This is a genomic window from Lysobacter sp. DMC97 (assembly GCF_056313745.1).
This window is the reverse complement of record NZ_JBQUZR010000002.1, coordinates 215,208-236,086: the sequence shown is the minus strand read 5'-3', so window position 1 is coordinate 236,086 and position 20,879 is coordinate 215,208. Positions and strand designations below refer to the sequence as shown.

Annotated in this window: 17 protein-coding genes; 9 read left to right on the top strand and 8 right to left on the bottom strand. The window is 67.7% G+C overall.

Annotation, left to right across the window (positions count from 1 at the left end; all coding sequences use genetic code 11):
- Nucleotides 1-24: 24 nt before the first annotated feature.
- The gene (rho, locus tag ACT53Q_RS04010) at nucleotides 25-1,854 is read right to left on the bottom strand and encodes a transcription termination factor Rho (protein ID WP_476185370.1); all 1,830 of its coding nucleotides are present in this window, start codon (nucleotides 1,852-1,854) and stop codon (nucleotides 25-27) included.
- Between the two features lie 243 nt (nucleotides 1,855-2,097).
- Complete coding sequence (gene trxA, locus ACT53Q_RS04005) at nucleotides 2,098-2,424, bottom strand: thioredoxin (RefSeq protein WP_476185369.1); 327 nt, start codon at nucleotides 2,422-2,424, stop codon at nucleotides 2,098-2,100.
- A 233-nt stretch (nucleotides 2,425-2,657) separates the two neighbouring features.
- Between trxA and rhlB the strand changes: the two genes are divergently transcribed.
- From rhlB to ACT53Q_RS03960, 9 genes are all read left to right on the top strand, one after another.
- Entirely contained in the window at nucleotides 2,658-4,466 is a 1,809-nt protein-coding gene (gene rhlB / locus ACT53Q_RS04000) for an ATP-dependent RNA helicase RhlB (RefSeq protein ID WP_476185368.1), read from the top strand.
- Between the two features lie 145 nt (nucleotides 4,467-4,611).
- Nucleotides 4,612-5,046 (top strand): RDD family protein, encoded by a 435-nt coding sequence (locus ACT53Q_RS03995; RefSeq protein WP_476185367.1) that lies wholly within the window; start codon nucleotides 4,612-4,614, stop codon nucleotides 5,044-5,046.
- A gap of 90 nt (nucleotides 5,047-5,136) precedes the next feature.
- On the top strand, nucleotides 5,137-5,826 hold the full coding sequence (gene ftsE, locus ACT53Q_RS03990) for a cell division ATP-binding protein FtsE (RefSeq protein ID WP_476185366.1): 690 nt from the start codon (nucleotides 5,137-5,139) through the stop codon (nucleotides 5,824-5,826).
- Nucleotides 5,819-6,763 (top strand): permease-like cell division protein FtsX, encoded by a 945-nt coding sequence (gene ftsX, locus ACT53Q_RS03985; RefSeq protein WP_476185365.1) that lies wholly within the window; start codon nucleotides 5,819-5,821, stop codon nucleotides 6,761-6,763. Before ftsE ends, ftsX begins: the two co-directional genes overlap by 8 nt.
- 120 nt (nucleotides 6,764-6,883) lie before the next feature.
- On the top strand, nucleotides 6,884-7,723 hold the full coding sequence (locus ACT53Q_RS03980) for a response regulator (RefSeq protein ID WP_476185364.1): 840 nt from the start codon (nucleotides 6,884-6,886) through the stop codon (nucleotides 7,721-7,723).
- An 18-nt stretch (nucleotides 7,724-7,741) separates the two neighbouring features.
- Nucleotides 7,742-8,131, top strand: coding sequence for a GFA family protein (locus ACT53Q_RS03975; protein ID WP_476185363.1), 390 nt, complete (start codon nucleotides 7,742-7,744; stop codon nucleotides 8,129-8,131).
- Nucleotides 8,132-8,141: 10 nt separating this feature from the next.
- A complete protein-coding gene (locus ACT53Q_RS03970; protein ID WP_476185362.1) occupies nucleotides 8,142-8,528 on the top strand; it encodes a hypothetical protein in 387 nt (128 codons plus the stop codon).
- A gap of 52 nt (nucleotides 8,529-8,580) precedes the next feature.
- Complete coding sequence (gene ung / locus ACT53Q_RS03965) at nucleotides 8,581-9,294, top strand: uracil-DNA glycosylase (protein WP_476185361.1); 714 nt, start codon at nucleotides 8,581-8,583, stop codon at nucleotides 9,292-9,294.
- Between the two features lie 196 nt (nucleotides 9,295-9,490).
- Nucleotides 9,491-11,053 (top strand): sodium/sugar symporter, encoded by a 1,563-nt coding sequence (locus tag ACT53Q_RS03960; protein WP_476185360.1) that lies wholly within the window; start codon nucleotides 9,491-9,493, stop codon nucleotides 11,051-11,053.
- Nucleotides 11,054-11,078: 25 nt separating this feature from the next.
- Here the strand turns inward: ACT53Q_RS03960 and ACT53Q_RS03955 are convergent, their stop codons facing one another.
- From ACT53Q_RS03955 to ACT53Q_RS03930, 6 genes are all read right to left on the bottom strand, one after another.
- Nucleotides 11,079-12,116 (bottom strand): LacI family DNA-binding transcriptional regulator, encoded by a 1,038-nt coding sequence (locus ACT53Q_RS03955; RefSeq protein ID WP_476185359.1) that lies wholly within the window; start codon nucleotides 12,114-12,116, stop codon nucleotides 11,079-11,081.
- A gap of 30 nt (nucleotides 12,117-12,146) precedes the next feature.
- Complete coding sequence (locus ACT53Q_RS03950) at nucleotides 12,147-12,548, bottom strand: hypothetical protein (RefSeq protein WP_476185358.1); 402 nt, start codon at nucleotides 12,546-12,548, stop codon at nucleotides 12,147-12,149.
- 11 nt (nucleotides 12,549-12,559) lie between these two features.
- Nucleotides 12,560-12,940, bottom strand: coding sequence for a hypothetical protein (locus ACT53Q_RS03945; RefSeq protein ID WP_476185357.1), 381 nt, complete (start codon nucleotides 12,938-12,940; stop codon nucleotides 12,560-12,562).
- Between the two features lie 55 nt (nucleotides 12,941-12,995).
- Nucleotides 12,996-19,367: an FG-GAP-like repeat-containing protein gene (locus ACT53Q_RS03940; RefSeq protein WP_476185356.1), complete on the bottom strand. Its 6,372-nt coding sequence runs from the start codon at nucleotides 19,365-19,367 to the stop codon at nucleotides 12,996-12,998.
- A gap of 207 nt (nucleotides 19,368-19,574) precedes the next feature.
- On the bottom strand, nucleotides 19,575-19,787 hold the full coding sequence (locus ACT53Q_RS03935; protein ID WP_476185355.1) for a hypothetical protein: 213 nt from the start codon (nucleotides 19,785-19,787) through the stop codon (nucleotides 19,575-19,577).
- Between the two features lie 63 nt (nucleotides 19,788-19,850).
- A complete protein-coding gene (locus ACT53Q_RS03930; protein ID WP_476185354.1) occupies nucleotides 19,851-20,735 on the bottom strand; it encodes a PA5033 family protein in 885 nt (294 codons plus the stop codon).
- Nucleotides 20,736-20,879 lie beyond the last annotated feature (144 nt).

Genomic DNA, 20,879 nt, shown 5'->3' with positions numbered 1-20,879 from the left:
CATGCGGTGCGAATGGACGCCAGATCAGCGCCGCATCGAGGCGAAGAACTCGTCGTTCGACTTCGTGGTCTTCATCTTGTCGAGCAGGAATTCCATCGCCGCGATCTCGTCCATGCCGTGCAGCAGCTTGCGCAGGATCCAGATCTTCTGCAGCAGGTCGGGTTCGATCAGCAGGTCCTCGCGGCGGGTGCCGCTGAGGTTGACCGCGATTGCCGGGTAGACGCGCTTCTCGGTGATGCGGCGGTCGAGGTGGATTTCGCTGTTGCCGGTGCCCTTGAATTCCTCGTAGATCACCTTGTCCATCGCGCTGCCGGTGTCGACCAGCGCAGTGGCGATGATGGTGAGGCTGCCGCCTTCCTCGACGTTGCGCGCGGCACCGAAGAAGCGCTTCGGGCGATGCAGGGCGTTGGCGTCGACGCCGCCGGTCAGCACCTTGCCGGAGCTGGGCACGACGTTGTTGTAGGCGCGGGCGAGACGGGTGATCGAGTCGAGCAGGATCACGACGTCCTTCTTGTGCTCGACCAGACGCTTGGCGCGTTCGATCACCATCTCCGCGACCTGCACGTGGCGGGCGGCGGGTTCGTCGAAGGTCGAGGACACCACTTCGCCGCGCACGGTGCGCTGCATTTCGGTGACTTCTTCCGGACGCTCGTCGACGAGCAGCACGATCATGTGCACGTCGGGATGGTTGTAGGTGATGGCGCTGGCGATCTGCTGCATCATCATCGTCTTGCCCGCCTTGGGCGGCGAGACGATCAGCGCGCGCTGGCCCTTGCCCTGCGGCGCCATCAGATCGAGGATGCGGCCGGTGATGTCTTCGGTCGAACCGTCGCCGCGTTCCAGGCGGAAGCGCTTGCGCGGGAACAGCGGGGTGAGGTTCTCGAACAGGATCTTGTTCTTCGACGCTTCCGGCGGCTCGCTGTTGATCGTGTCGACCACCGACAGCGCGAAATAGCGTTCGCCGTCCTTCGGCCAGCGGATCTTGCCGGCGATGTAGTCGCCGGTGCGCAGGTTGAAGCGGCGGATCTGGCTGGGCGAGATGTAGACGTCGTCCGGGCCGGCGAGGTAGCTGGCCTCGGCTGCGCGCAGGAAGCCGTAGCCGTCGGGCAGGATCTCCAGCACGCCGTCGGCGGCGACGCCTTCGCCATGGCGGGTCAGCACCTTCAGGACCGCGAAGATCACGTCCTGCTTGCGGGCGCGGGCCACGCCCTCCTGGATGTTCAGCTGATCGGCGACGTCCAGCAGTTTGGGGGTGGGCATCCGCTTGAGGTCGCTGAGCGAATACTGCGGAAAGCCTTCGGGCACCGCCGGTTGGCGCGCCTGGAACTGCGGCTGCGGCTGGCCGCCGCCACCACCACCGCCCTGGAAGCCGTTGCCGTTGCCGTTGCCGTTGCCGTTGCCCTCGCCGCTTTCGCCGCCCTCGTTCTGGTCGCGGTTGCGGAAGCGGTCGCGGCGGTTGCGGAAGCGGTCGCGGCGGTTGTTGTTGTTGAACCGGTCGCCGCCCTGGTTTTGGCCTGCGTTCTGCCCGCCGGGCTGGCCGGTGCCCTGACCGGCATTCGCGCCGCCGCCCTGCGGGTGCCCCTGGGACGACGGTTCGTCGCCGCCGGTCTCGATGTGGGAAAGCGCGAAGCTGCCGGCGGAGGATTCGGCCTGCGGCGCAGGCGGGGCCGCGGGCGGCGCAGTGAAGGCGGGTGCCGGCGCCGGGGCGGCCACCGGGGGCGCGGGCGGCGGCGGTGCCACCGGCTGCGGTGCCTCGGGGAGCGGGATATCGACCTGGACGGCGGTCTTGGCCACGCGCGGTTTGCGCACGCGCTTCACGGCGCTATCGCCGGATTCGGGGGTCTTGTCGGACAAGCGGAAGTCCTCGCGTCTGCGAGCGTCCGCGGTGCGCGGACGGGAATGCGGTGGGGAGAGGGTGGTCGGAACGACGGAGAAATGCGGCGCCGGGGGCGCGTCTCGCAGCAGAAGCTAGCACCGGCGCGGCGCGGCGGCAAGCGCCGGGGCGGGTCGCGATTCAGGCACCGCGACGGGCGGCACGCAAAATCTGCCGGGGCCGCCGGGGCCGCCGCAGCCCGGAGCCGCGGCGGCGGAAGGGCGTCAGAGCGCCTTGTCGATCAGCTGGGCGAGGTGCTGCTTGCCCACGGCGCCGATCTGGGTGCCATGGATCTGGCCGCCCTTGAAGGTCAGGAGCATCGGGATGCTGCGGGCGTTGAAGCGGCGACCCAGGTTCGGGTGGGCCTCGACGTCGACCTTCACGATCTTCGCCTTGCCGGCGTATTCGTCGGCCAGCTGGTCGAGCAGCGGGGCGATCATCTTGCAGGGGCTGCACCACGGGGCCCAGAAATCGACCAGGACGGGCACGTCGGACTGCAGGACGAGCGCGTCGAAATCGGCGTCGGTGGCATGGGCAATCTTGTCGCTCACTTCGGATCTCCGGAAAGGCGTGCGGGGCGCCGGGGCGCGCCGGTGGGGTCGGTCGGGGGGGCAGGCTGCTACACTGCGGGTTTGCATCGCCGGCTTCAAGGGTCGCATCCCGGGGGCCGAGCGCCACATTTCCGGTCGTGCGCGGAGAGCCGCAGTCTGCTGCCGACGCCCCTCACGCGCAAGCGCACACCCGGCCTCCCGCCGCCGCGCAGACCCGCCCAAGACGCCAGGACATGAGCGACAAGCCCCTAACCGACATCGTGTTTCCTTCCTTCGACCTGCATCCGGCGCTCCTCGCCGGGCTCGAAGCCGCCGGGTTCACCCGCTGCACCCCCATCCAGGCCCTGACCCTGCCGGTGGCCCTCGCCGGCCGCGACGTGGCCGGCCAGGCCCAGACCGGCACCGGCAAGACGCTGGCCTTCCTGGTGGCGGTGATCAACCGCCTGCTGACCCGCCCGGCGCTGGCCGAGCGCAAGCCGGAAGACCCCCGGGCCCTGATCCTGGCCCCGACCCGCGAGCTGGCGATCCAGATCCACAAGGACGCCATGAAGTTCGGCGCCGACCTGGGCCTGAAGTTCGCCCTCGTGTACGGCGGCGTCGACTACGACAAGCAGCGCGCCCTGCTCCAAGCTGGCGCCGACGTGATCATCGCCACCCCGGGCCGGCTGATCGACTACGTGAAGCAGCACAAGGTGGTCAGCCTGCACGCCTGCGAGATGTGCGTGCTGGACGAAGCCGACCGCATGTTCGACCTCGGCTTCATCAAGGACATCCGCTTCCTGCTGCGCCGGATGCCGGAGCGCACCATCCGCCAGACCCTGCTGTTCAGCGCCACCCTCAGCCATCGCGTGCTGGAGCTGGCCTACGAGCACATGAACGAGCCCGAGAAGCTGGTGGTCGAGGCCGAGTTCATCACCGCCGCGAGGGTGCGGCAGAAGATCTACTACCCCGCCGACGACGAGAAGATCCCGCTGCTGCTGGGCCTGCTCTCGCGCAGCGAGGGCGCGCGGACCATGGTGTTCGTGAACACCAAGGCGTTCGTCGAGCGCGTGGCGCGGTCGCTGGAACGCGCCGGCTACCGGGTCGGCGTGCTCAGCGGCGACGTGCCGCAGAAGAAGCGCGAGTCGCTGCTGAAGAAGTTCCAGGCTGGCCAGCTGGAGCTGCTGGTCGCCACCGACGTGGCCGCCCGCGGCCTGCACATCGACGGCGTCAGCCACGTCTACAACTACGACCTGCCGTTCGACGCCGAGGACTACGTCCACCGCATCGGCCGCACCGCCCGCCTGGGCGCGGAAGGCGACGCGATCAGCTTCGCCTGCGAGCGCTACGCGATGAGCCTGCCGGACATCGAGCGCTACATCGACCAGAAGATCCCGTCCGAGCCGGTGACCCGCGAGTTGCTGACCGCGCTGCCGCGGCCCGAGCGCGTCCGCCCGCCGGCGCCGGCCGAAGGCGAGGCCGCCGGCGACGAGGACAGCGACGACAGCATCAGCACGATCTTCCGCGAGGCCCGCGAAGCCCGCGCCGCCGACGAGGCCAAGCGCGGCGGTGGCCGTCGCGACGGCGGCGGTCGCAGCGGCCCGGGCGCCCGCAGCGGCGGTCGCGGCGAACGTTCGGGCGGCCCGCGCCGCGAAGGCGGCAGCCGCAGCGAAGGCAGTGCCGGCGCTTCGGGCGAAGCTCGCGGCGATCGTCCGCCCCGCGCCCCGCGCCCGCCGCGCGATCCGGCCGCGCAGGCGCCCGTCGCCAACGCCGCGACCGCCCCCGACGCCGCGCCCGCGGTGCCGCAGGCCGAAGGCGAGCGCCCCGCGCGCAAGCGCCGGCGCCGTCGCGGCGGCAAGCGCATCGAAGGCACCGAAGGCGCCCAGGCCGTCGGCCAGGCGGTCCGCGCGATGGAGACGCCCGCCCCGGTCGCCGTCGGCGGCAAGCCCGCGTCGGCGCCCGCTTCCGCACCGGCCGCGGCCCCGGCGCCGTCGTCGCTGCTGTCGCGGATCGGCAACAAGCTGAAGTCGCTGGTGACGCGGGCGCCGAGTTCGCGGCACTGAGGCTTGTCGGGAACGGGCGGGGCGGCATGCCCTCGCCCACGGAATCGTCTCGCCCGTCCACGATTGCGCCATGGAACCCGGAAACGAACCCCTCGTCTTCAGAAGTGCAGCCAGTCCGAGCACCCGGACGGCCGCCGACATCGCGATGTCCTACACCGGCTCGATAGTGATGCGCCGCTGGGCCGCGACCTGGATCGACTTCCTCGTGCTCGGCGCCATCCTGTTGGTCCCGGACGCCGTGTTCGGCAACGCGTTCTACCAACGCACGATCGCGATCTGGCTGTCCTTGTTGGTGCTGTACATCCCGCTATGCGAATGGCTGTCGGGCAAGACGCTGGGCAAGCTGGCGCTCATCATCCGGGTGGTCGACGCGCAGGGGAACAACCCGTCGATCGTGCAGACCCTCGCCAGGACCGTGCTGCGGCTGATCGAAGTCAACCCGCTGTTGTTGGGCGGCATCCCGGCGGGCATCGCGGCACTGGTCTCGAAACACCACCAGCGACTGGGCGACATGGTCGCCAACACCTACGTGCTCCGGGACTCGGATGTGCGGGAACTGCGCAGCCGTACCCGCGTCTGAAGCCTTCCGGCAGGGTCGGCCGGGGCGAAGCGACAACGGATGCCGGAACATGGTTTGGTCCTGCGGTCGGCTGCCGCTACTCTGTCGCACATGACCGTCCTCCGCTTCGACAACGTCAGCAAGCAGTATCCCGGCGGGCATGTCGCGCTGCGCGACCTCAGCTTCGCGGTGAACCGCGGCGAGATGCTGTTCGTCACCGGCCACTCCGGCGCGGGCAAGAGCACGCTGCTGAAGCTGATCCACCTGTCCGAACGCCCGACCCGCGGCGCGGTGCTGTTCGGCGAGCGCAACCTGCGCAACGTCTCCGGCCGCGGCGTGGCGATGCATCGGCGCGAGGTCGGCGTGGTCTACCAGGACCATCGCCTGCTGACCGACCGCACGGTCGCCGAGAACGTGGCGCTGCCGCTGCAGTTGCGCGGGCTGCGCCGCGACGAGATCCGCAAGCGCGTCCGCAGCGTGCTGGACCGGGTGAGCCTGGGCGCGCGCAGCGAGGCGCTGCCGACCCAGCTGTCCGCTGGCGAGCAGCAGCGCGTGGGCATCGCGCGGGCGTTGGTCGGCGAGCCGTCGCTGCTGGTGGCGGACGAGCCGACCGGTAACCTCGACCCCACGCTGTCGGCCGAGATCATGGCGCTGTTCGCCGGGCTGCCCGAGCGCGGCACCAGCGTGCTGGTGGCCAGCCACGACCTGGCGCTGGTCAAGCGCATGCGCAAACGCGTGCTGGTGCTGAACCAGGGCGCGCTGGTCGACGACATCAGCCCGGAGGAACTGGCCGATGGCTGAGCGCGCCGCGGTGACGACGAAGCCGCGCTCGCGGATCGCGGCGTGGGCCGACCACCATCTGCACAGCCTGGGCGCGAGCCTCGGCCGCATGGGCCGCCGGCCGTGGGCCACCGTGCTGACGGTGGGCGTGATGGCGGTCGCGCTGGCGCTGCCGCTGGGGCTGTGGCTGGTACTCGACAACGTGGCGCGGCTGGGCGGGCAGGTCGAGCGCGCCCGCGAGGTCACGGTATTCCTGAAGCAGGAAATTCCGGTCGACCGCGCCCGCGCGCTGGCGCAGGACCTGCGCGGGAAGCCGCAGGTCGCCGACGTCACGCTGCGCACGCCCGACGACGGGCTGGCGAGCCTGCGCACCGGCGCCGCCGCGGACCTCTACGCCGAGGCCGTCGCCACCGTCGGCGACAACCCGCTGCCGAGCGTGCTGATCGTGCGCCCCCGCGGCGACGAACGTGCGCTGGCGACGCTGCTGGAAGCGCTGCCCGAGACCGACTTCGTGCAGCACGACGCGATCTGGCGCGACCGTCTCGACCGCTGGCTGGCCTTCGGCGACCGCGCGGTGTGGGTGCTGTCGCTGCTGCTGGGGCTGGGCGCGCTGCTGGTGGTCGGCAACACCGTGAGGCTCGACATCCAGGTGCGGCGCGAGGAGATCGCGATCCTGCAGTCGCTGGGCGCGACCGACGGCTTCATCCGCCGGCCGTTCCTCTATCTCGGTGCCTGCTACGGCCTCGCGGCCGGCGCGACGGCGCTGGGCCTGCTGACCATAGCCGAGCTGGCGCTGCACGCGCCGCTGCGCGCGCTGGCCGAAAGCTACGGCAGCCGCTTCGCGCTGGCCGGCATCGACCCGTTGCGCGGTCTGGGTGTGCTGGTCGTCGCATCCGCGCTGGGTTGGCTCGGGGCTGGCGTGGTCACCGGGCATTTTCTGCGTCAAACTAGGGTCTGACGCGATCGCCGGGGGGCGTGTCGGCCACCTCCGGGTCGCCGGTGCGGGCCGCCGGACCGTTCCGGCGCAGGGTTGCGCCAGCATTGCCCTCCGCCCACGAAGCCCGAGCGAACGCCGCGCATGCCAGCCCACGATGTCCGTCATCTGACCACCGACAACCCCCGCGTGATGGTGGTGGACGGCTCGAAGATGGTCCGCAGGCTGATCGGCGACATGCTCCAGCGCGACCTGCCGGGCGTGGAAGTGATCGGCTGCGGTGGTCTGGCCGAAGCCCGCGCCGCACTGGCCGAAGGCGCGGTCGACCTGGTCACCACCTCTCTCGTGCTGATGGACGGCGACGGCCTGCAGATCGCGCGCGAGGTCCGCGGCGCCGCCGGCCAGCGCTACGTGCCGGTGATCGTGGTCTCGGGCGACGCCCAGGCCCACCTCGAAGCCCGCCGCTTCACCGAGGACGTCACCGACTACTTCGACAAGGCCGAGGGCTACGCCGCGCTGGCGACCTTCATCCGCGGCTACGTCCACCCCGAACCCATGCCCGACGCCCGGGTGCTGTACGTCGAGGACAGCATCACCGTGGCCGTGGCCACCCGGCGCATGCTGCAGGCGCACGACATCACCGTGATGCACATGAGCCGCGGCGACGACGCCCTGGCCTACCTGCGCGAGCACCTGGGCCAGGACGACGCCGGCGCCGACCTGGTGCTGACCGACGTGACCCTGGACGGCGCGGTCAGCGGCCTGGACCTGCTGCGCACCGTGCGCAACGAGTTCGCCTACGGCAAGCGCCGCCTGCCGGTGCTGGTGATGACCGGCGACGGCAACCGCGAGAAGCAGTCCAACCTGCTGCGCGAAGGCGCCAACGATCTGGTGCTCAAGCCGATCGAGGAACGCATGCTGATCACCAAGACCCTGTTCCAGCTGCGCCTGTCGCAGCTGCGGGACCGGACGCCGGCGGGCTGACCCCGACCGGGCGCGACGATGGCACCCGAAGCCCGACACGGCAGTTGCCTCTGCGGACGGGTCCGCTTCCGCATCACCGGCGAGATCGCCATGGTCGATGCCTGCCACTGCGTGCAATGCCGCAAGCAGACCGGCCATTTCCTCGCGTCCTGCGACGTGCCGCGGACGGCACTGACACTGGAAGGCGCCGAGGACGTCGCGTGGTATGCCTCCTCCGCCCGCGTCCGCCGGGGTTTCTGCCGGCACTGCGGCTCGACCCTGTTCTGGGACCCCGCCGACCGCGACTGGATCGCGGTCGCCCTGGGCGCCTTCGACGGCCCGACCGGCCTCACCCTGCATCGGCACATCTTCGTCGCGGAACAGGGCGACTACTACGCGATCACCGACGACCTGCCGCAGCATCCGTGACGAGACCGGCATGACCGACGACGACCGCATCCAGTGCGAACCGTCCCGGCAGGCACCGTCGACATTCCTGCACAAGCGGGCTCCGCAAGCCGAGCGCATGGGGGCGCATCGCGGCCATGCCGCCTGGACGGCCTGGCGCCGCGTGCGATGGGCATGGTGGACGCTGACGACGGTCTTCGTCGCCGCGCTCGTGTTCGATGCGAGCGCAGAGATCTCCCTGGGGCTCGGCATGTTCTGGGGCGTGCTCAGCCTTGCCGCCGCGTACTGGCCGTGTCCGCACTGCGGGAAGCACGTGGGCGTAGCCGGCCGCTTCCCGGTGTTCCTGTCGCCGTTCGGCGGCTGGTGCCTCGCCTGCAACCGGCGTCTGTTCGGGTCGAGGTCCGCGCACGACGCCTGAGCGTCCGCACCGGTTGCGGCATACTCCGGGCTCCTCCGCGCACACCGCCCGCATGACCGACGACGACCGCATCAAGCTCGAACCGTCCTGGAAGGCGCACGTCGGCGATTACCTGCGCAGCGAGCCGATGCAGGCGCTGTCGGCGTTCCTGCGCGAGCGGCGGGCGAAGGGGGCGCGCATCTATCCGCCGGCGTCGCGCATCTTCGCGGCGTTCGACGAGACGCCGTTCGACGCGGTGAAGGTCGTCATCCTCGGCCAGGATCCGTACCACGGCCCGGGCCAGGCGCACGGGCTGTGCTTCTCGGTGCTGCCGGGCGTGCCGGTGCCGCCGTCGCTGGACAACATCTTCAAGGAGATCCAGCACGACCTCGGCATCGCGCGGCCGGACCACGGTTGCCTCACACCGTGGGCGCAGCGCGGCGTGCTGCTGCTCAACGCGGTGCTGACCGTCGAGGACGGCCGCGCCGGCGCGCATCAGGGCAAGGGCTGGGAAGGCTTCACCGACCATGTCGTCGACACGCTCAACCGCGAACGCGAAGGCCTGGTGTTCCTGCTCTGGGGCAGCTACGCGCAGGCCAAGGGCAAGGTCATCGATCCGCGCCGCCATCGCGTGCTGAAGGCGCCGCATCCCTCGCCGCTGTCGGCGCATCGCGGCTTCCTCGGCTGCGGGCATTTCTCGGCGACGAACGCTTACCTCGCGCAGCACGGGCAGACGCCGATCGACTGGTCGCTGCCGCCGCGGGCACAGCTCGACGCCGCGACCTGAGACGCACGGCAGACGTCGTCGGCATCGCGCCCCGGCGCATATTGACAACGCTGTCAGCACCGTCTAGAACGTGGCGACGGACCGACCGGCGCATGCCGGCCGGTCCCGATGCATCATCGACGCACCGCGTCCCCCACGCGCGGGCTCCAATCACAGAAGACCCGTCGGGGGCCGACGGCCGATTCCGGAGAACGACGTGAGACTTTCAACCATCGATGCAGTGATCGTGCTGGCCTACCTGGTCGGCATCTTCGTGCTGGCCCAATGGGTATCGCGCGAAAAGAGCGGTCACCAGAAGGACGCGCAGGACTACTTTCTCGCCGGCCGCGCGCTGCCGTGGTGGGCGATCGGCGCCTCGCTGATCGCGGCGAACATCTCCGCCGAACAGATCATCGGCATGTCCGGCTCCGGCTACGCGCTGGGCCTGGCCATCGCCTCGTACGAATGGATGGCGGCGCTGACGCTGCTCATCGTCGGCAAGTTCTTCCTGCCGGTGTTCCTGCGCAACGGCATCACCACGATGCCGCAGTTCCTCGAAGAACGTTACGGGCCGAACATCCGCACGATCATGGCGGTGTTCTGGCTGGGCCTGTACGTGTTCGTGAACCTGACCTCGATCCTCTGGCTGGGCTCGATCGCGGTGACCCGCGTCGCCGGCATCGACCAGTTCATGGCGCTCGCACTGCTCGGCGGCTTCGCGCTGGTCTACCAGCTGTACGGCGGCCTGAAGGCGGTGGCGCTGACCGACATCGTGCAGGTCTCGCTGCTGGTGCTGGGCGGCCTGCTGATCGTCGGCATCTCGCTGGGCAAGATCGGCGGCGACGGCGGCATCGTGGCCGGCTTCCAGGCGCTGATGGCCGCGCATCCGGATCACTTCCACATGATCCTCACGCCCGACAACGCGTTCTACAAGGACCTGCCGGGCCTGAGCGTGCTGATCGGCGGCATGTGGATCATGAATGTCAGCTACTGGGGCTTCAACCAGTACATCATCCAGCGCGCGCTGGCCGCGAAGGACATCGGCGAGGCGCAGAAGGGCGTGGTGTTCGCCGCGTTCCTCAAGCTGCTGATGCCGGTGATCGTGGTGCTGCCGGGCATCGCCGCGCTGATGCTGGCGCCGGGGCTGGAGAAACCCGACCAGGCCTATCCGAGCATGATGGCGCTGCTGCCGACCGGCGTGCTGGGCCTGGTGTTCGCGGCGCTGATCGCGGCGATCGTCGCCTCGCTGGCGTCGAAGATCAATTCGATCTCCACCATCTTCACGCTCGACTTCTACGCCAAGCGCAAGGCGAACGCCGAGCAGGCGCATCTGGTGAAGGTCGGCCGCATCGCGGCGACGGTCGCGATCGTGCTGGCGGTGCTGGCCGCGAAGCCGCTGCTCGGCGGCTTCGACCAGGGCTTCCAGTACATCCAGGAATACACCGGCTTCTTCACCCCGGGCATCGTGGTGATCTTCATGCTCGGCCTGTTCTGGAAGCGCGCCAACGAAGCCGGCGCGATCACCGCCGCGGTCGGTTCGTTCGCGCTGTCGATCGCGCTGAAGCTGGCGTGGCCGTCGCTGCCGTTCATGGATCGCGTGGGCCTGGTGTTCCTGCTGGCGCTGGCGCTGGCCATCGTGGTGTCGCTGATGACCCACGCGCGCGGCGACGCCAACCGCATCCGCACCGACGACGTGGCCTACGGCACCAACGGCGCATTCAACGCCGGCGCGGTGGGCGTGGTCGCGATCCTCGTCGCGCTGTACGCCACCTTCTGGTGAGACGGAAGGACGACGGGGCCCGCGCTCAGCGGGCCCCGTGCGCCGGCGCCGGTCCGGTGGATTCGCGGAACACCAGTTCGTAGGGCACCTGCACCACGCCGCCGGCATCCGGCTCGCGGATCGACAGCAGCAGCTGTTCGGCCGCGATGCGGCCCATGTCGCGGCTGGCCTGGCGCACCGTCGTCAGCGCCGGCCACAGCTGGCGCGCCATTGGCAAATCATCGAAACCGAACACCGACAGGTCCTGCGGCACGCGCACGCCGCGGCGCGCGGCCTCGTGCAGCACACCGGCGGCGGTGTCGTCGTTGGCGGCGAAGATCGCGGTCGGCGGCTCGGGCAGCGACAGCAGTTCGGACGCGCCGGCCAGGCCGGACTCGAACAGGAACTCGCCCTCCACCACGAAGCGCGCGTCGAAATCGATGCCGGCCGCTTCGAGCCCGTCGCGATACCCCTGCAGGCGCCATTCGGACGCGCCATGGTCGCGATGGCCCTTGATGTGCGCGATCCGCCGATGTCCGAGGCCGACGATATGCGCCATCATCTCGCGCACCGCGCGGCGCTCGTCCAGGCAGGCGCCGATGCGCGCGTTCTGCTCACGCGGCGAAATGCTGGCGTAGCGCACGCCGAGCGCCTGCAGCTTCTCAAGCAGCGCCTCGTCGTCGGTGAGCGGCGGCGTCAGCACCAGCCCGTCGGGCGCGTACTGCGCCACGCTCTGCACGATGATGTCGACGTGGTCCTGGCTGCCGTAATCCACCGGCCGCATCATCATGCTGTAGTGCGCGGCCTCGCAGGCGTCCAGCACGCCGGACACCACCTGCATCACGTAGCTGCTGGACGGATTGTCGTAGAGCGTGGAGATGAGATACGAGCGTCGTCCCGCGAGGCTGCGGGCCGACGGATTCGGGCGGAAGTTCAGCGCCTTCGCCGCTTCCTCCACCTTCGCCCGCGTCTCGGGACGCACGTTGGGCTCGTGGTTGAACACCCGCGAGACCGTCTTCATCGACACGCCCGCGGCCCGCGCGACGTCGTCGATCCTGACCCCGAACCCCGCCGCTTTTCCCATTGCCTTCAGACCCTCGATCGAATGGACAGCTTAGCCCCTGCCCACCCCGCGTGCCAGCGGAGGCGCCGGCATCGCGTCCTGCACGGTGCCGTGAAAACGCGCATGAAACTCGACCTTTCGCGATGCCGAGCAACGGCCTACGACATGCGCCGCCGCTCGGTGGGACCGGCCGCTTTGCGTCCTGTCGACCCGCCGGACAGTGCCGAGCCATCCGGTATGGACGCTCGCCGCGGTACCCGTGACGCCGTCGACCCGTGCGTCCATCGGCGCGGCGCCACCGGTCGGATGGAGAGACGTCCGAACCGAGCGCGACCGGTCGTCGACGACACGGCGGGACGCGTCGATGCAGGCGAACAGGATTTCGTTCCGGCCGTGCCATTGCCGTCGGTGGCGGTGAAACACGGTTTCGACGTGGCCGTCGACGACGGCCACGTCCGCACGTCTCATTCCGCATCTCCGGACGCGGGGCGGGCCGCCCTTTCGGTGTTCCCGATGGCGCGCTGCGCGGTTTCCCCGTCGATCGGCACGCGGCGAACATCGCCGGGGTCGCGCGGGCGTTCCGGCGCACGCACCGGAACCGGCAAAGGCGGAAGCCGGTCCGCATCGACGTAATGCGGATCGATGGCCGCGGGAGCCGGCCCGTCGCGGCGGGCGTCGACGCTTGCGCCGGGAACGTCTCCGGCGACGTCCGCCGGAGCATCATCGCCGCGCCGCATCATCGAAAGCGCCGCCAACAGCAGGGCGAGCGCCGCACAACACAACAGCAACGGCCCGATCCGGATCGCGCGTGACGGCGCAGCGGCTTGTGCATTGTTCGAAGGCATCATCGCTCACCCGGATTGATCGGAATGGAACGGCATGTCCGGCATGTGCGCGCCCTCATTGCTCGAGGTAATCCCATCGGATGGCGCTCATCCAGTTCCGGTAGGCGGATTGCGACGATCCGTAGCCCCAATCAAGGCCGCCGCCACCCCATCCTCCCCATCCACCCCAGGCATCCCAACCCCCCACGCCGCCATTCATTCCCCAGCCCGATGAATCTCCGCCGTAACCCGTGCCGTACGTCGGCGCGGACCCGCAGTACGTGCACTCGAAGCGCAACGCGTCGTACCCGGCCTGGATCATCGCGGGGGAGGTCAAGGCCTCGCCGTGGAAACGATCGTCTCCGTAGATGTCGCGCCAATACCATTGCGACTTCGACGATCCTTCCACCGCGACATCGACCCCGGTACCGGCGAACGGGAACGTGCGACTGATGCCGAGGAACGGGCGCCCCGTGTCCGTCATGCCGAAATTCACCCCGGACCTGCCGCGATAGGCCCCGACGCTGAGCGAATTCGAGCTCGCGTCGTGGATCGACGCGAACTTCATGCTCGCACCGACATCCGCTCTCCCGAACAGGACCGCGAAGACGTTCGCGGGATCGAACAAGCCATATTTCCGATCCGATGACAGCAGCGGAACCAGGAAGGACGAAGCAGAAGCGGACACCGAAGTTCCCAGTTCCGGCGACCAGCGACCGCTCGAGTCGAACGTCTGCGCCGCCATATTGAAGCGATAGCCTCCGATGCCATCGACCGGATTCATCAGCGCGGTGATGACACCGGTGGAATAGCCCGCCGACATCTCGAACGTCATGCCGCGGCGCGCGAGGATGTATTCGAACGCGGCATGACCGTCGTCGATCTTGTTGATCGGATCGTTCATGGCGTAGGCGTAACGACTGAAGCCCACGCCCAGCGTGCCGGGAGCGGCATTGTCGGGCGAGAGATAGCGCGCAAGCACCGGATCGTAATAGCGGCTGTGCTGGTAGACGAGACCGCCCTCTTCGTCCCGGCGTTCGGAGATGAAATCGTTCTCCTCTTCCTGCGTGGGTGCCGTGTCCTTGTTGCGCACGCCGAAAGGCGCGCGATTCAGCCGCTTGATTTCCAGACCGCTTGTATTCGTCGAGACGCTGATCGAGCCCTGGTGGTTGCCATGCAACCAGGTCGTCGTGCCGCCTTGTCGTTTCGCGACCAGCATGCCGCCGAACATGATGTTCTTGGTGACGACGCCATTGCGGACGCGATAGTCCGGCACAGGATAGACACTCGTTCCCAGGGCACTGGTCTTCCTGACGCGCTGGTCGAATGCGTCGTAGAGGAACGACGTCCCCCCTGCCGACAGTGTGCTCAGGCGGTTCGCGCCGTCCCAGCCATACGCGATGCCGGAACGCGCGGTAACGTTGCCGTTCTGGTCGTAGGCGACGCTTCCGCCGGCGACCTGGGTCATCGCGTGCGGCCGGACCGCGGTGGCGCCGGGGGCCGGGTACACATAGGAGCCCGCCAGCTTCGAATTGGTCAGGAGATTTCCGGAAGGCGAATAGCTGAAGCCCTGTGTGAGTGACGCATCCGTGATGTTGCCAGCCGCCACCAGGCGATCGCGGTTGTCATACGTGTAAGACCAGGACTCGCCCGGAACCGAACTGGTGATCGCACTGATGCGGTTGCCGCCATCACGGGCATACGAGAGCGACTGCAGCGTCGCGCCGCCGGCCTTGGCGGTCGTGATCGTCTTCAGCGACAGGTCCGGGAAATATCCGTAAGTGGTGGCCACGCCATTCGGGAACGTGATCTGCAACGGATTGCCGGCCGCGTTGTATTGCGCATCGCTCACGAAACCGGGGATCGACACGGGCCTGCCCGCGGCATCGTATTTCAGCGGAGTCGTCGTCGACCCCACCATTTCGCCATCGGGATACCGGGTCCATTTCTTCAGGCCACCGGCATCGTACCCGTACTCGAAGGTATACGGCGTGGCCTGTCCGCTGATGGTCTTCTTCAGTCGCACCTGGCGTCCGGCGACGTCGTGATCGATCTCCGTCGAACCGCTGTTGTCGACATGACGCGAAAGCCGACCGTTGTTGTAATAGCCCGCACGCGGTTCGTCGTAGTAGAAGTTGCTGACGATCGTCGCCGTCGCCTGGCCCGCCGCACGGCTGCTCTTCGTCTTCAGGCGACCGATCGCGTCGTAGACGAAGTCGGTATGCGCCCCGCGGGCGTCGTCCTGCGCCGACATCCGTCCGTCGGCGAAATACGCATACACCCACCTACCGCGATCCGGATCCTTGTCTTCGTAGAGCCTCCCGAGCGAATCGTAGGCACGCTGCCAGACGTTGCCCTCGGCATCCACCGCACGCGTCTGCCTGCCGAGAAGATCGTAGGCATAGCGATCGGTATGCCAGGCCGACCCGATCATGTACGTTTCGGACACCTTGTTGCCGCGGGCATCCTGATCGACCCGGGTGACCCGGGACAGTTCATCGGTGACGGTGGCATACCAGAGGCCGTACGCGATCCTCCTCGACTTGCCGTTGGGCAACAGCGTCGTCGTCAGCCTGTCGAGCGCGTCGTACGCATGGGACGTGGTGCCCGATGCCGCCTCATTGTTGTAATGCGGGACTTCGACCGAGCGGATCTGTCCTCTCGGGTGGTATTCGCTCTTCTTGACGATGTATCGCGAACCCGACGCGAGCGTCTGCTCGGTGCGCACGCGCCCGAGGCCATCGAACTGGAAGCTCGTGCTCTGTTCGACGACGCCATCCGCCGACGGCGAGGCCACCGTGATCGCCTGCAACGCCGGGTTTCCGATGTTCGCGAACCCGTACTTGGTGTAGTTCCCGCCGGGCGCATCGATCCTCGATGGCCTGCAGAACACGTCGAAGGTGGACACGGTGCGTTCGGCGGCACCATTCAGGCCGATCGCCTCCTTCTGCTTGCCGCACGTCGTGTCCCAGACCGCGGTGGTCACCTGGTTCAGTGCGTTCGTCTTCCTGACCGGGAATACATGGAAGGTCGCATCGTATTCGGTCGCTTCGGCCCTGCCGCTCGCATCGATCGCGGTGGTGACGTTGCCGTAGGCGTCGTGGATCGCCTTCTCGACCGTGTAACTGCCCAGCCGATCCACCCAGCGATAGACGTGCGTCCGATCGCCCTTCGATGGAATCGCGGCGAAGTTCGGCGACGCCGCATTGGGCTGATCGTAGGCGTAGCGCGTCTCCGCGATGACGTCCGTCGCCGCGAGCACGGTGTTGACGCTCTTGTAGACGCGTTCGGCCACCGGCAACGCGACGATGTACTTCGTCGCGTTCGGAAGGTAGTCCGTCACCTCGCTGCGCTCGTCGCCCGCGACATCCGCATCGCCGTGGTCGTCCTTGCGGACGACGTTGCCGAAGCGATCGTAGACATATGACATCCGCGTCCGCTTGCAGCCCGCGCCGGGACAGGCCCCGGTCGCACCTTCGTAGCTGTAGTCCCACTGGTTCTGCAGGTGCGATGTGTACGGGACCGTCGACCCGTTGTTGACGTACTGGAAGACCGTCGACCGGAGCAGCGTGCCGCTCCCGGACCTCGAATCGATCCGCTCCGGCTTCGAGATGGAACCGTAGTCCTGCAGGAACAGCGAGTCCTCGTAGGGACACGGGGTCTCGCCCACGTTGCAGGGCAGGGTCTTCCTCACGTTGCGGAAGCCGAGGAAGCGTCGCTCGATCGGATCGATCAGCGGACTGCCGTAGCTGAAGCGCGTCGTCGCGATCTGCCCGCGCCCATCATTCATGCTGACGGCGGACACGACGCGCTCGCTTGGCGGACGGCAGCTGTAGCCCGTCGGACAGGGCGTACGCAGCGGCCACTGCGAGGCGGGCGCGTACTCGATCGTGCTGCTTCCGCCGAGCGGCGTGGTGATCGACGTGAGGTAGCCGCTGACGGGACTGGAGCGCCAGGCGGTCCAGTGCTGGCCCAGAACCTTGGAATAGCAATACAGGTCGGTCATGCCATCAGCGTTGAAATCGCCGTCCAGCAGGGTGCCATCGCGTTCGTTGCACCAACTCGTGAGCACGTCCTGCGTGAGGAAGGTGCCATCACCCACCGACACGATGGTGTAGGTCGTCCCGCCGAAGCTGCAACGCAGGTCGGTACGTCCGTCTCCGTCGTAGTCGCCGGAATTCGGCGTGTGTCCGGCGCACCAGGACCCGTCATTGGCCGGCCAGGTGGGCGCAGGCGCGAAGGTGCCGCCGCCCCGGGAGAACGCGATCGTCAGCTTGCCGCCGGAGAAGCAGCGCAGATCGTCCTTGCCGTCGCCGTCGTAATCGCCGACAGCGACGGTCGCGGAATCGCCCGCACACCACGCGCCCGCGGCAGGCCAGACCGGCTTCGTCGTGAAGAGGCTGTCGCCCGTCGACAGCGAGACGCTCAGTCGGGATTCCTCCCGGCACAGCAGATCGCCCTTGCCGTCGCCATTGAAATCGCCGTAACTGATCTGCCCGATCTCGCACCAGCCAGTGCTCGGCCACGTGCCACCGGAAACGAACGTACCGTCGCCCCGGGACTGCGCGAACGTGTGCTGGCCCGTCGAAGACATGCAATGCAGGTCCTCCCTGCCGTCGCCGTTCACGTCCAGCAGGCCAAGTGTCGCACCGTTGCACCAGGCGCCACTGGCGGGCCATGACGGCTTGATGTCGAAACCGCCATTGCCATTCGACACACCCACCCAATGCGTGCCCGCATTGCTGGAGCACAGCATGTCGGTCTTGCCGTCGCCGTTGAAATCGCCGTAGCGCACCTTGCCGCCGACGCAGGCGCTGCCCGATGACGGCCACACGACGCTGCCCGAGAAATTGCCCGGCCCGATGGCGTGCGTGATCCAGTAGGTTCCCGTGCTCGTCGGATCGCAGATCAGGTCCGTCTTGCCGTCGCCATTGAAATCGCCCAGTTCGATGCGTCCGTTCGCGCAAAAAGTGCTCGCTTGCGGCCACGGCGGCTGCAACGCAAGCCCGGGCGTCTCCTTCGAATAGCCGAAGTCGAACGCGGGCAGGGCCGAGCCGCTGGTCACCGCGCCCGACGTGTTGAAGACGACGTCCTTCCCGTACTGCTGCACGCGCGAAAGCGTCGAAAGCCCGAGCGGATGCTGTCCCGCATAGGTCAGCGCGTAGCCGCGCACCGTCGCGGTTCCGGTCTTGACCTCGATGCCGCGCAGCCGATACCTGATCTTCGCATCGAGCACGCTCCGCAGCGTGGCGACCGGGTCGGGACGTCCTTCGTAATGGAAATGGATCTGATGCCCGTTGTAGCGGATGTCGCCGAGATACGTCGACGCACCATCCGTCCAGTACTGGTAGTTCACCGCGTTCCCGTGCGGGTCCGTGCGGCTCGACAGATGGTACTGGGTGATTTCGGTGCCGGTGCCGGTCGCGCTGCAGGTGTACTTCGGATGCGGGCTGAACGCGAAGGTCTTGGCAATGTATCCGTGGAACGTCAATGTGTTGCCTGAAGTGGAGATACCATCATAGAAAGGATAATTGGGCCCATTCGCTGCGATGACGGGATCCGCGCCATAGGCCCGCATGCCACCGACTTGATTTCCCCAGCCATCCATCGCGCCAAAAAGGCCGTTGTTGATGAACAACTGGCCAATTTCGTTGAAATAGATCCAGCAGGTTCCGTACTCATTGCAGTCCGGGTACCCATTCGTCTGGATTCCTCCGCTGACCCGCATGCCGGATACCGGAAACGCGACGTCAGGGACATTGCATACCCCGTCTCCTTCGGACTTCATGACGGTGATCTTGTTACCGTCACCACGCACGCCGCAGACCAGGAGGTTGTCGGCTGCGTTGTAGCTCCCGCTGATGTTGACCGTACCCGGCACAGACCCGCAGGCCGATATCGTCGGCGACTGCGAGAACGTCGTGGTGTAGCGGCTCACCGTCCCGTTCTTGCCGGTGATCGTCCACGTACCGTCCGTTTCGCGCTTGATGCGGACATGGGATTCCTGCTTCGTCGAATGCGTCCCGCCCGTCGTGCAGCTCGGACTGACACTTCCGGCTGGGCAGGGAAACAGTTCCTGTCCGTCGAGCAACCAGATGTCCCTGCCGTCGAAATTCGGTGCGCCTTTTCCGGGGCTGGCGCGCTCGATCACCGAGGTCGCGTCCAGATCCCAGCCGATGCCGGCGATGCCGTTCCTGAGACTGGACCGGTAGTTCAGGCCGACATACGGCTCAAGGCCGTGATAGGCCGGCACGTCCACCGGCACCTGTGCCCCGAAGCTTCCGTAGAAACGGTCGACGTCGCTGGTGCCGGCATCCGGCATGTCGACGCTCAGATCCGAAAACACATCGGCCAATGCCGGCATCGAACCGGCAAGCACGATGGCGAGCCCCCAGGCTCGCCATGTGTTCCGCATCGACGGGCGTCCGTTTTCCATCACGTTCTTCATTTCCAGTTCTTTCCTGTTCAATGGGGCCACCATGGGGGAGGTGAACATGCCGGGGATCTTTTCCGTTTCCGGTTGCCCGTTTCGCAACCGATCCTGCAACTCGAACGCATGTCGTCGTCTTTCGACCTGATCGTCGACATGTCCTTCACTGCGCCGTACGCCCGTGCATCGACACGACGCCGGTGGACACGACATCCGGTGCGGGCGTCAGCGGTACGACACGGTCCCGGTCCGATCACCCTGTACCGAATGGCTGCGCGTGGTGTTCGCGCGGTCGTCGACCAACCTGATGCTGTCGTCGCCGTTGCAGTCGGCAGTGATCGTCGCCGCCTGCAACGCGGCCGGCATCCCGGTGATCCCCGCCAGCGCGAGCAGACCGCGCAACATCATCGAATGCGTGAGCTTCATCGATTGCTGCATCGTGGCGGCCTGGAAAGATGGCGGCCACGCACGGCCGCCATCGTGTCGCCGCAACGCTTTCCGTCAGTGGTAGGACCAGCTGTTCGTGCGATCCACCACCCACACTTTCGACGCGCCGTAGGTGAAGATGGCTTCGAGGCCCGCGACGCCGTCCACGTTCGCGTAGGTCGGTGAGGCACCGTTGGTCGGGTAGCTGTAGCTGCGCCGGCCGTAGATCCGGTCGTCGACCACCCACGTCTGTCCGCCCGGATACGAGAACATCATTTCGTTGCCGGCAATGCCGTTGAACTCCGCCACTGCCACATAGCGTCCGGTCCCCACTGCAGGCACGGTGTAGGAGCGACGGGTATAGGCGCGGTCGTCGATGACCCAGACGCCGCCGTCGCCGTACGCGAATCCGATTTCGTTGCCGGCGATCCCGTTCAGGTCGGTCAGGTAGACATTCCGTCCGCTGCCCACCGCCGGCACCGTGTACGAGCGCCGGGTATAGGCGCGATCGTCGATGACCCAGACCGGACCATCGCCGTAGACGAACGCGATCTCGTTGCCTGCAATCGCGTTGAGCTCGGAGAAGTAGACGATCCTTCCGCTGCTGGTGACGGGAGGCACCGTGTACGAGCGCCGGGTATTCGCCCGATCGTCGATGACCCAGACCGCACCGTCGGGACAGGTGGCGATCAATTCCTGCCCCGCCACGGCATTGGTCTCGACGGCATTGAAGCTGAACCAGTTCGACGGAACGGTATAGCTCGTGGTCCCACCGCCTCCGCGCGCGATCGTGACCGCGCCGGAACCAGGCGTAAAGGTTGCGGTGTCGTTGATGCCGTCGCCATTGAAATCCGCGACGAGCGACGCCGCCCGGGCCGTGGTCGACACGCCACCCCATCCCGCCAGCACACACAGGGCGGCCAACACGCCGCCGAAACGCTTCATTGCCACGATGTCCATTCCAACCTCCTGTCAAAAACACGATGCGCATCAAGCGCGCGATTCGGCGACTGCGCTCCGGCATGGACACATCGTCGACGGTCCGTATTTCGCCGACGCTGCGGCTCCTGCCTGCACAGGCGCCTCCCTCCCCCCGTTTCCTCG

Excerpts from the sequence above, each read along its gene's own strand:
- ftsE (WP_476185366.1), top strand. The coding sequence starts at position 5,137 with ATGACCGTCCTCCGCTTCGACAACGTCAGCAAGCAGTATCCCGGCGGG.
- ACT53Q_RS03980 (WP_476185364.1), top strand. The coding sequence starts at position 6,884 with ATGCCAGCCCACGATGTCCGTCATCTGACCACCGACAACCCCCGCGTG.
- ACT53Q_RS03945 (WP_476185357.1), bottom strand. The coding sequence starts at position 12,940 with ATGCCTTCGAACAATGCACAAGCCGCTGCGCCGTCACGCGCGATCCGG.
- ACT53Q_RS03940 (WP_476185356.1), bottom strand. The coding sequence starts at position 19,367 with ATGAAGAACGTGATGGAAAACGGACGCCCGTCGATGCGGAACACATGG.
- ACT53Q_RS03935 (WP_476185355.1), bottom strand. The coding sequence starts at position 19,787 with ATGCAGCAATCGATGAAGCTCACGCATTCGATGATGTTGCGCGGTCTG.
- ACT53Q_RS03955 (WP_476185359.1), bottom strand. The coding sequence starts at position 12,116 with ATGGGAAAAGCGGCGGGGTTCGGGGTCAGGATCGACGACGTCGCGCGG.
- ACT53Q_RS03930 (WP_476185354.1), bottom strand. The coding sequence starts at position 20,735 with ATGGACATCGTGGCAATGAAGCGTTTCGGCGGCGTGTTGGCCGCCCTG.
- ung (WP_476185361.1), top strand. The coding sequence starts at position 8,581 with ATGACCGACGACGACCGCATCAAGCTCGAACCGTCCTGGAAGGCGCAC.
- ftsX (WP_476185365.1), top strand. The coding sequence starts at position 5,819 with ATGGCTGAGCGCGCCGCGGTGACGACGAAGCCGCGCTCGCGGATCGCG.
- rhlB (WP_476185368.1), top strand. The coding sequence starts at position 2,658 with ATGAGCGACAAGCCCCTAACCGACATCGTGTTTCCTTCCTTCGACCTG.
- ACT53Q_RS03975 (WP_476185363.1), top strand. The coding sequence starts at position 7,742 with ATGGCACCCGAAGCCCGACACGGCAGTTGCCTCTGCGGACGGGTCCGC.
- ACT53Q_RS03970 (WP_476185362.1), top strand. The coding sequence starts at position 8,142 with ATGACCGACGACGACCGCATCCAGTGCGAACCGTCCCGGCAGGCACCG.
- ACT53Q_RS03995 (WP_476185367.1), top strand. The coding sequence starts at position 4,612 with ATGTCCTACACCGGCTCGATAGTGATGCGCCGCTGGGCCGCGACCTGG.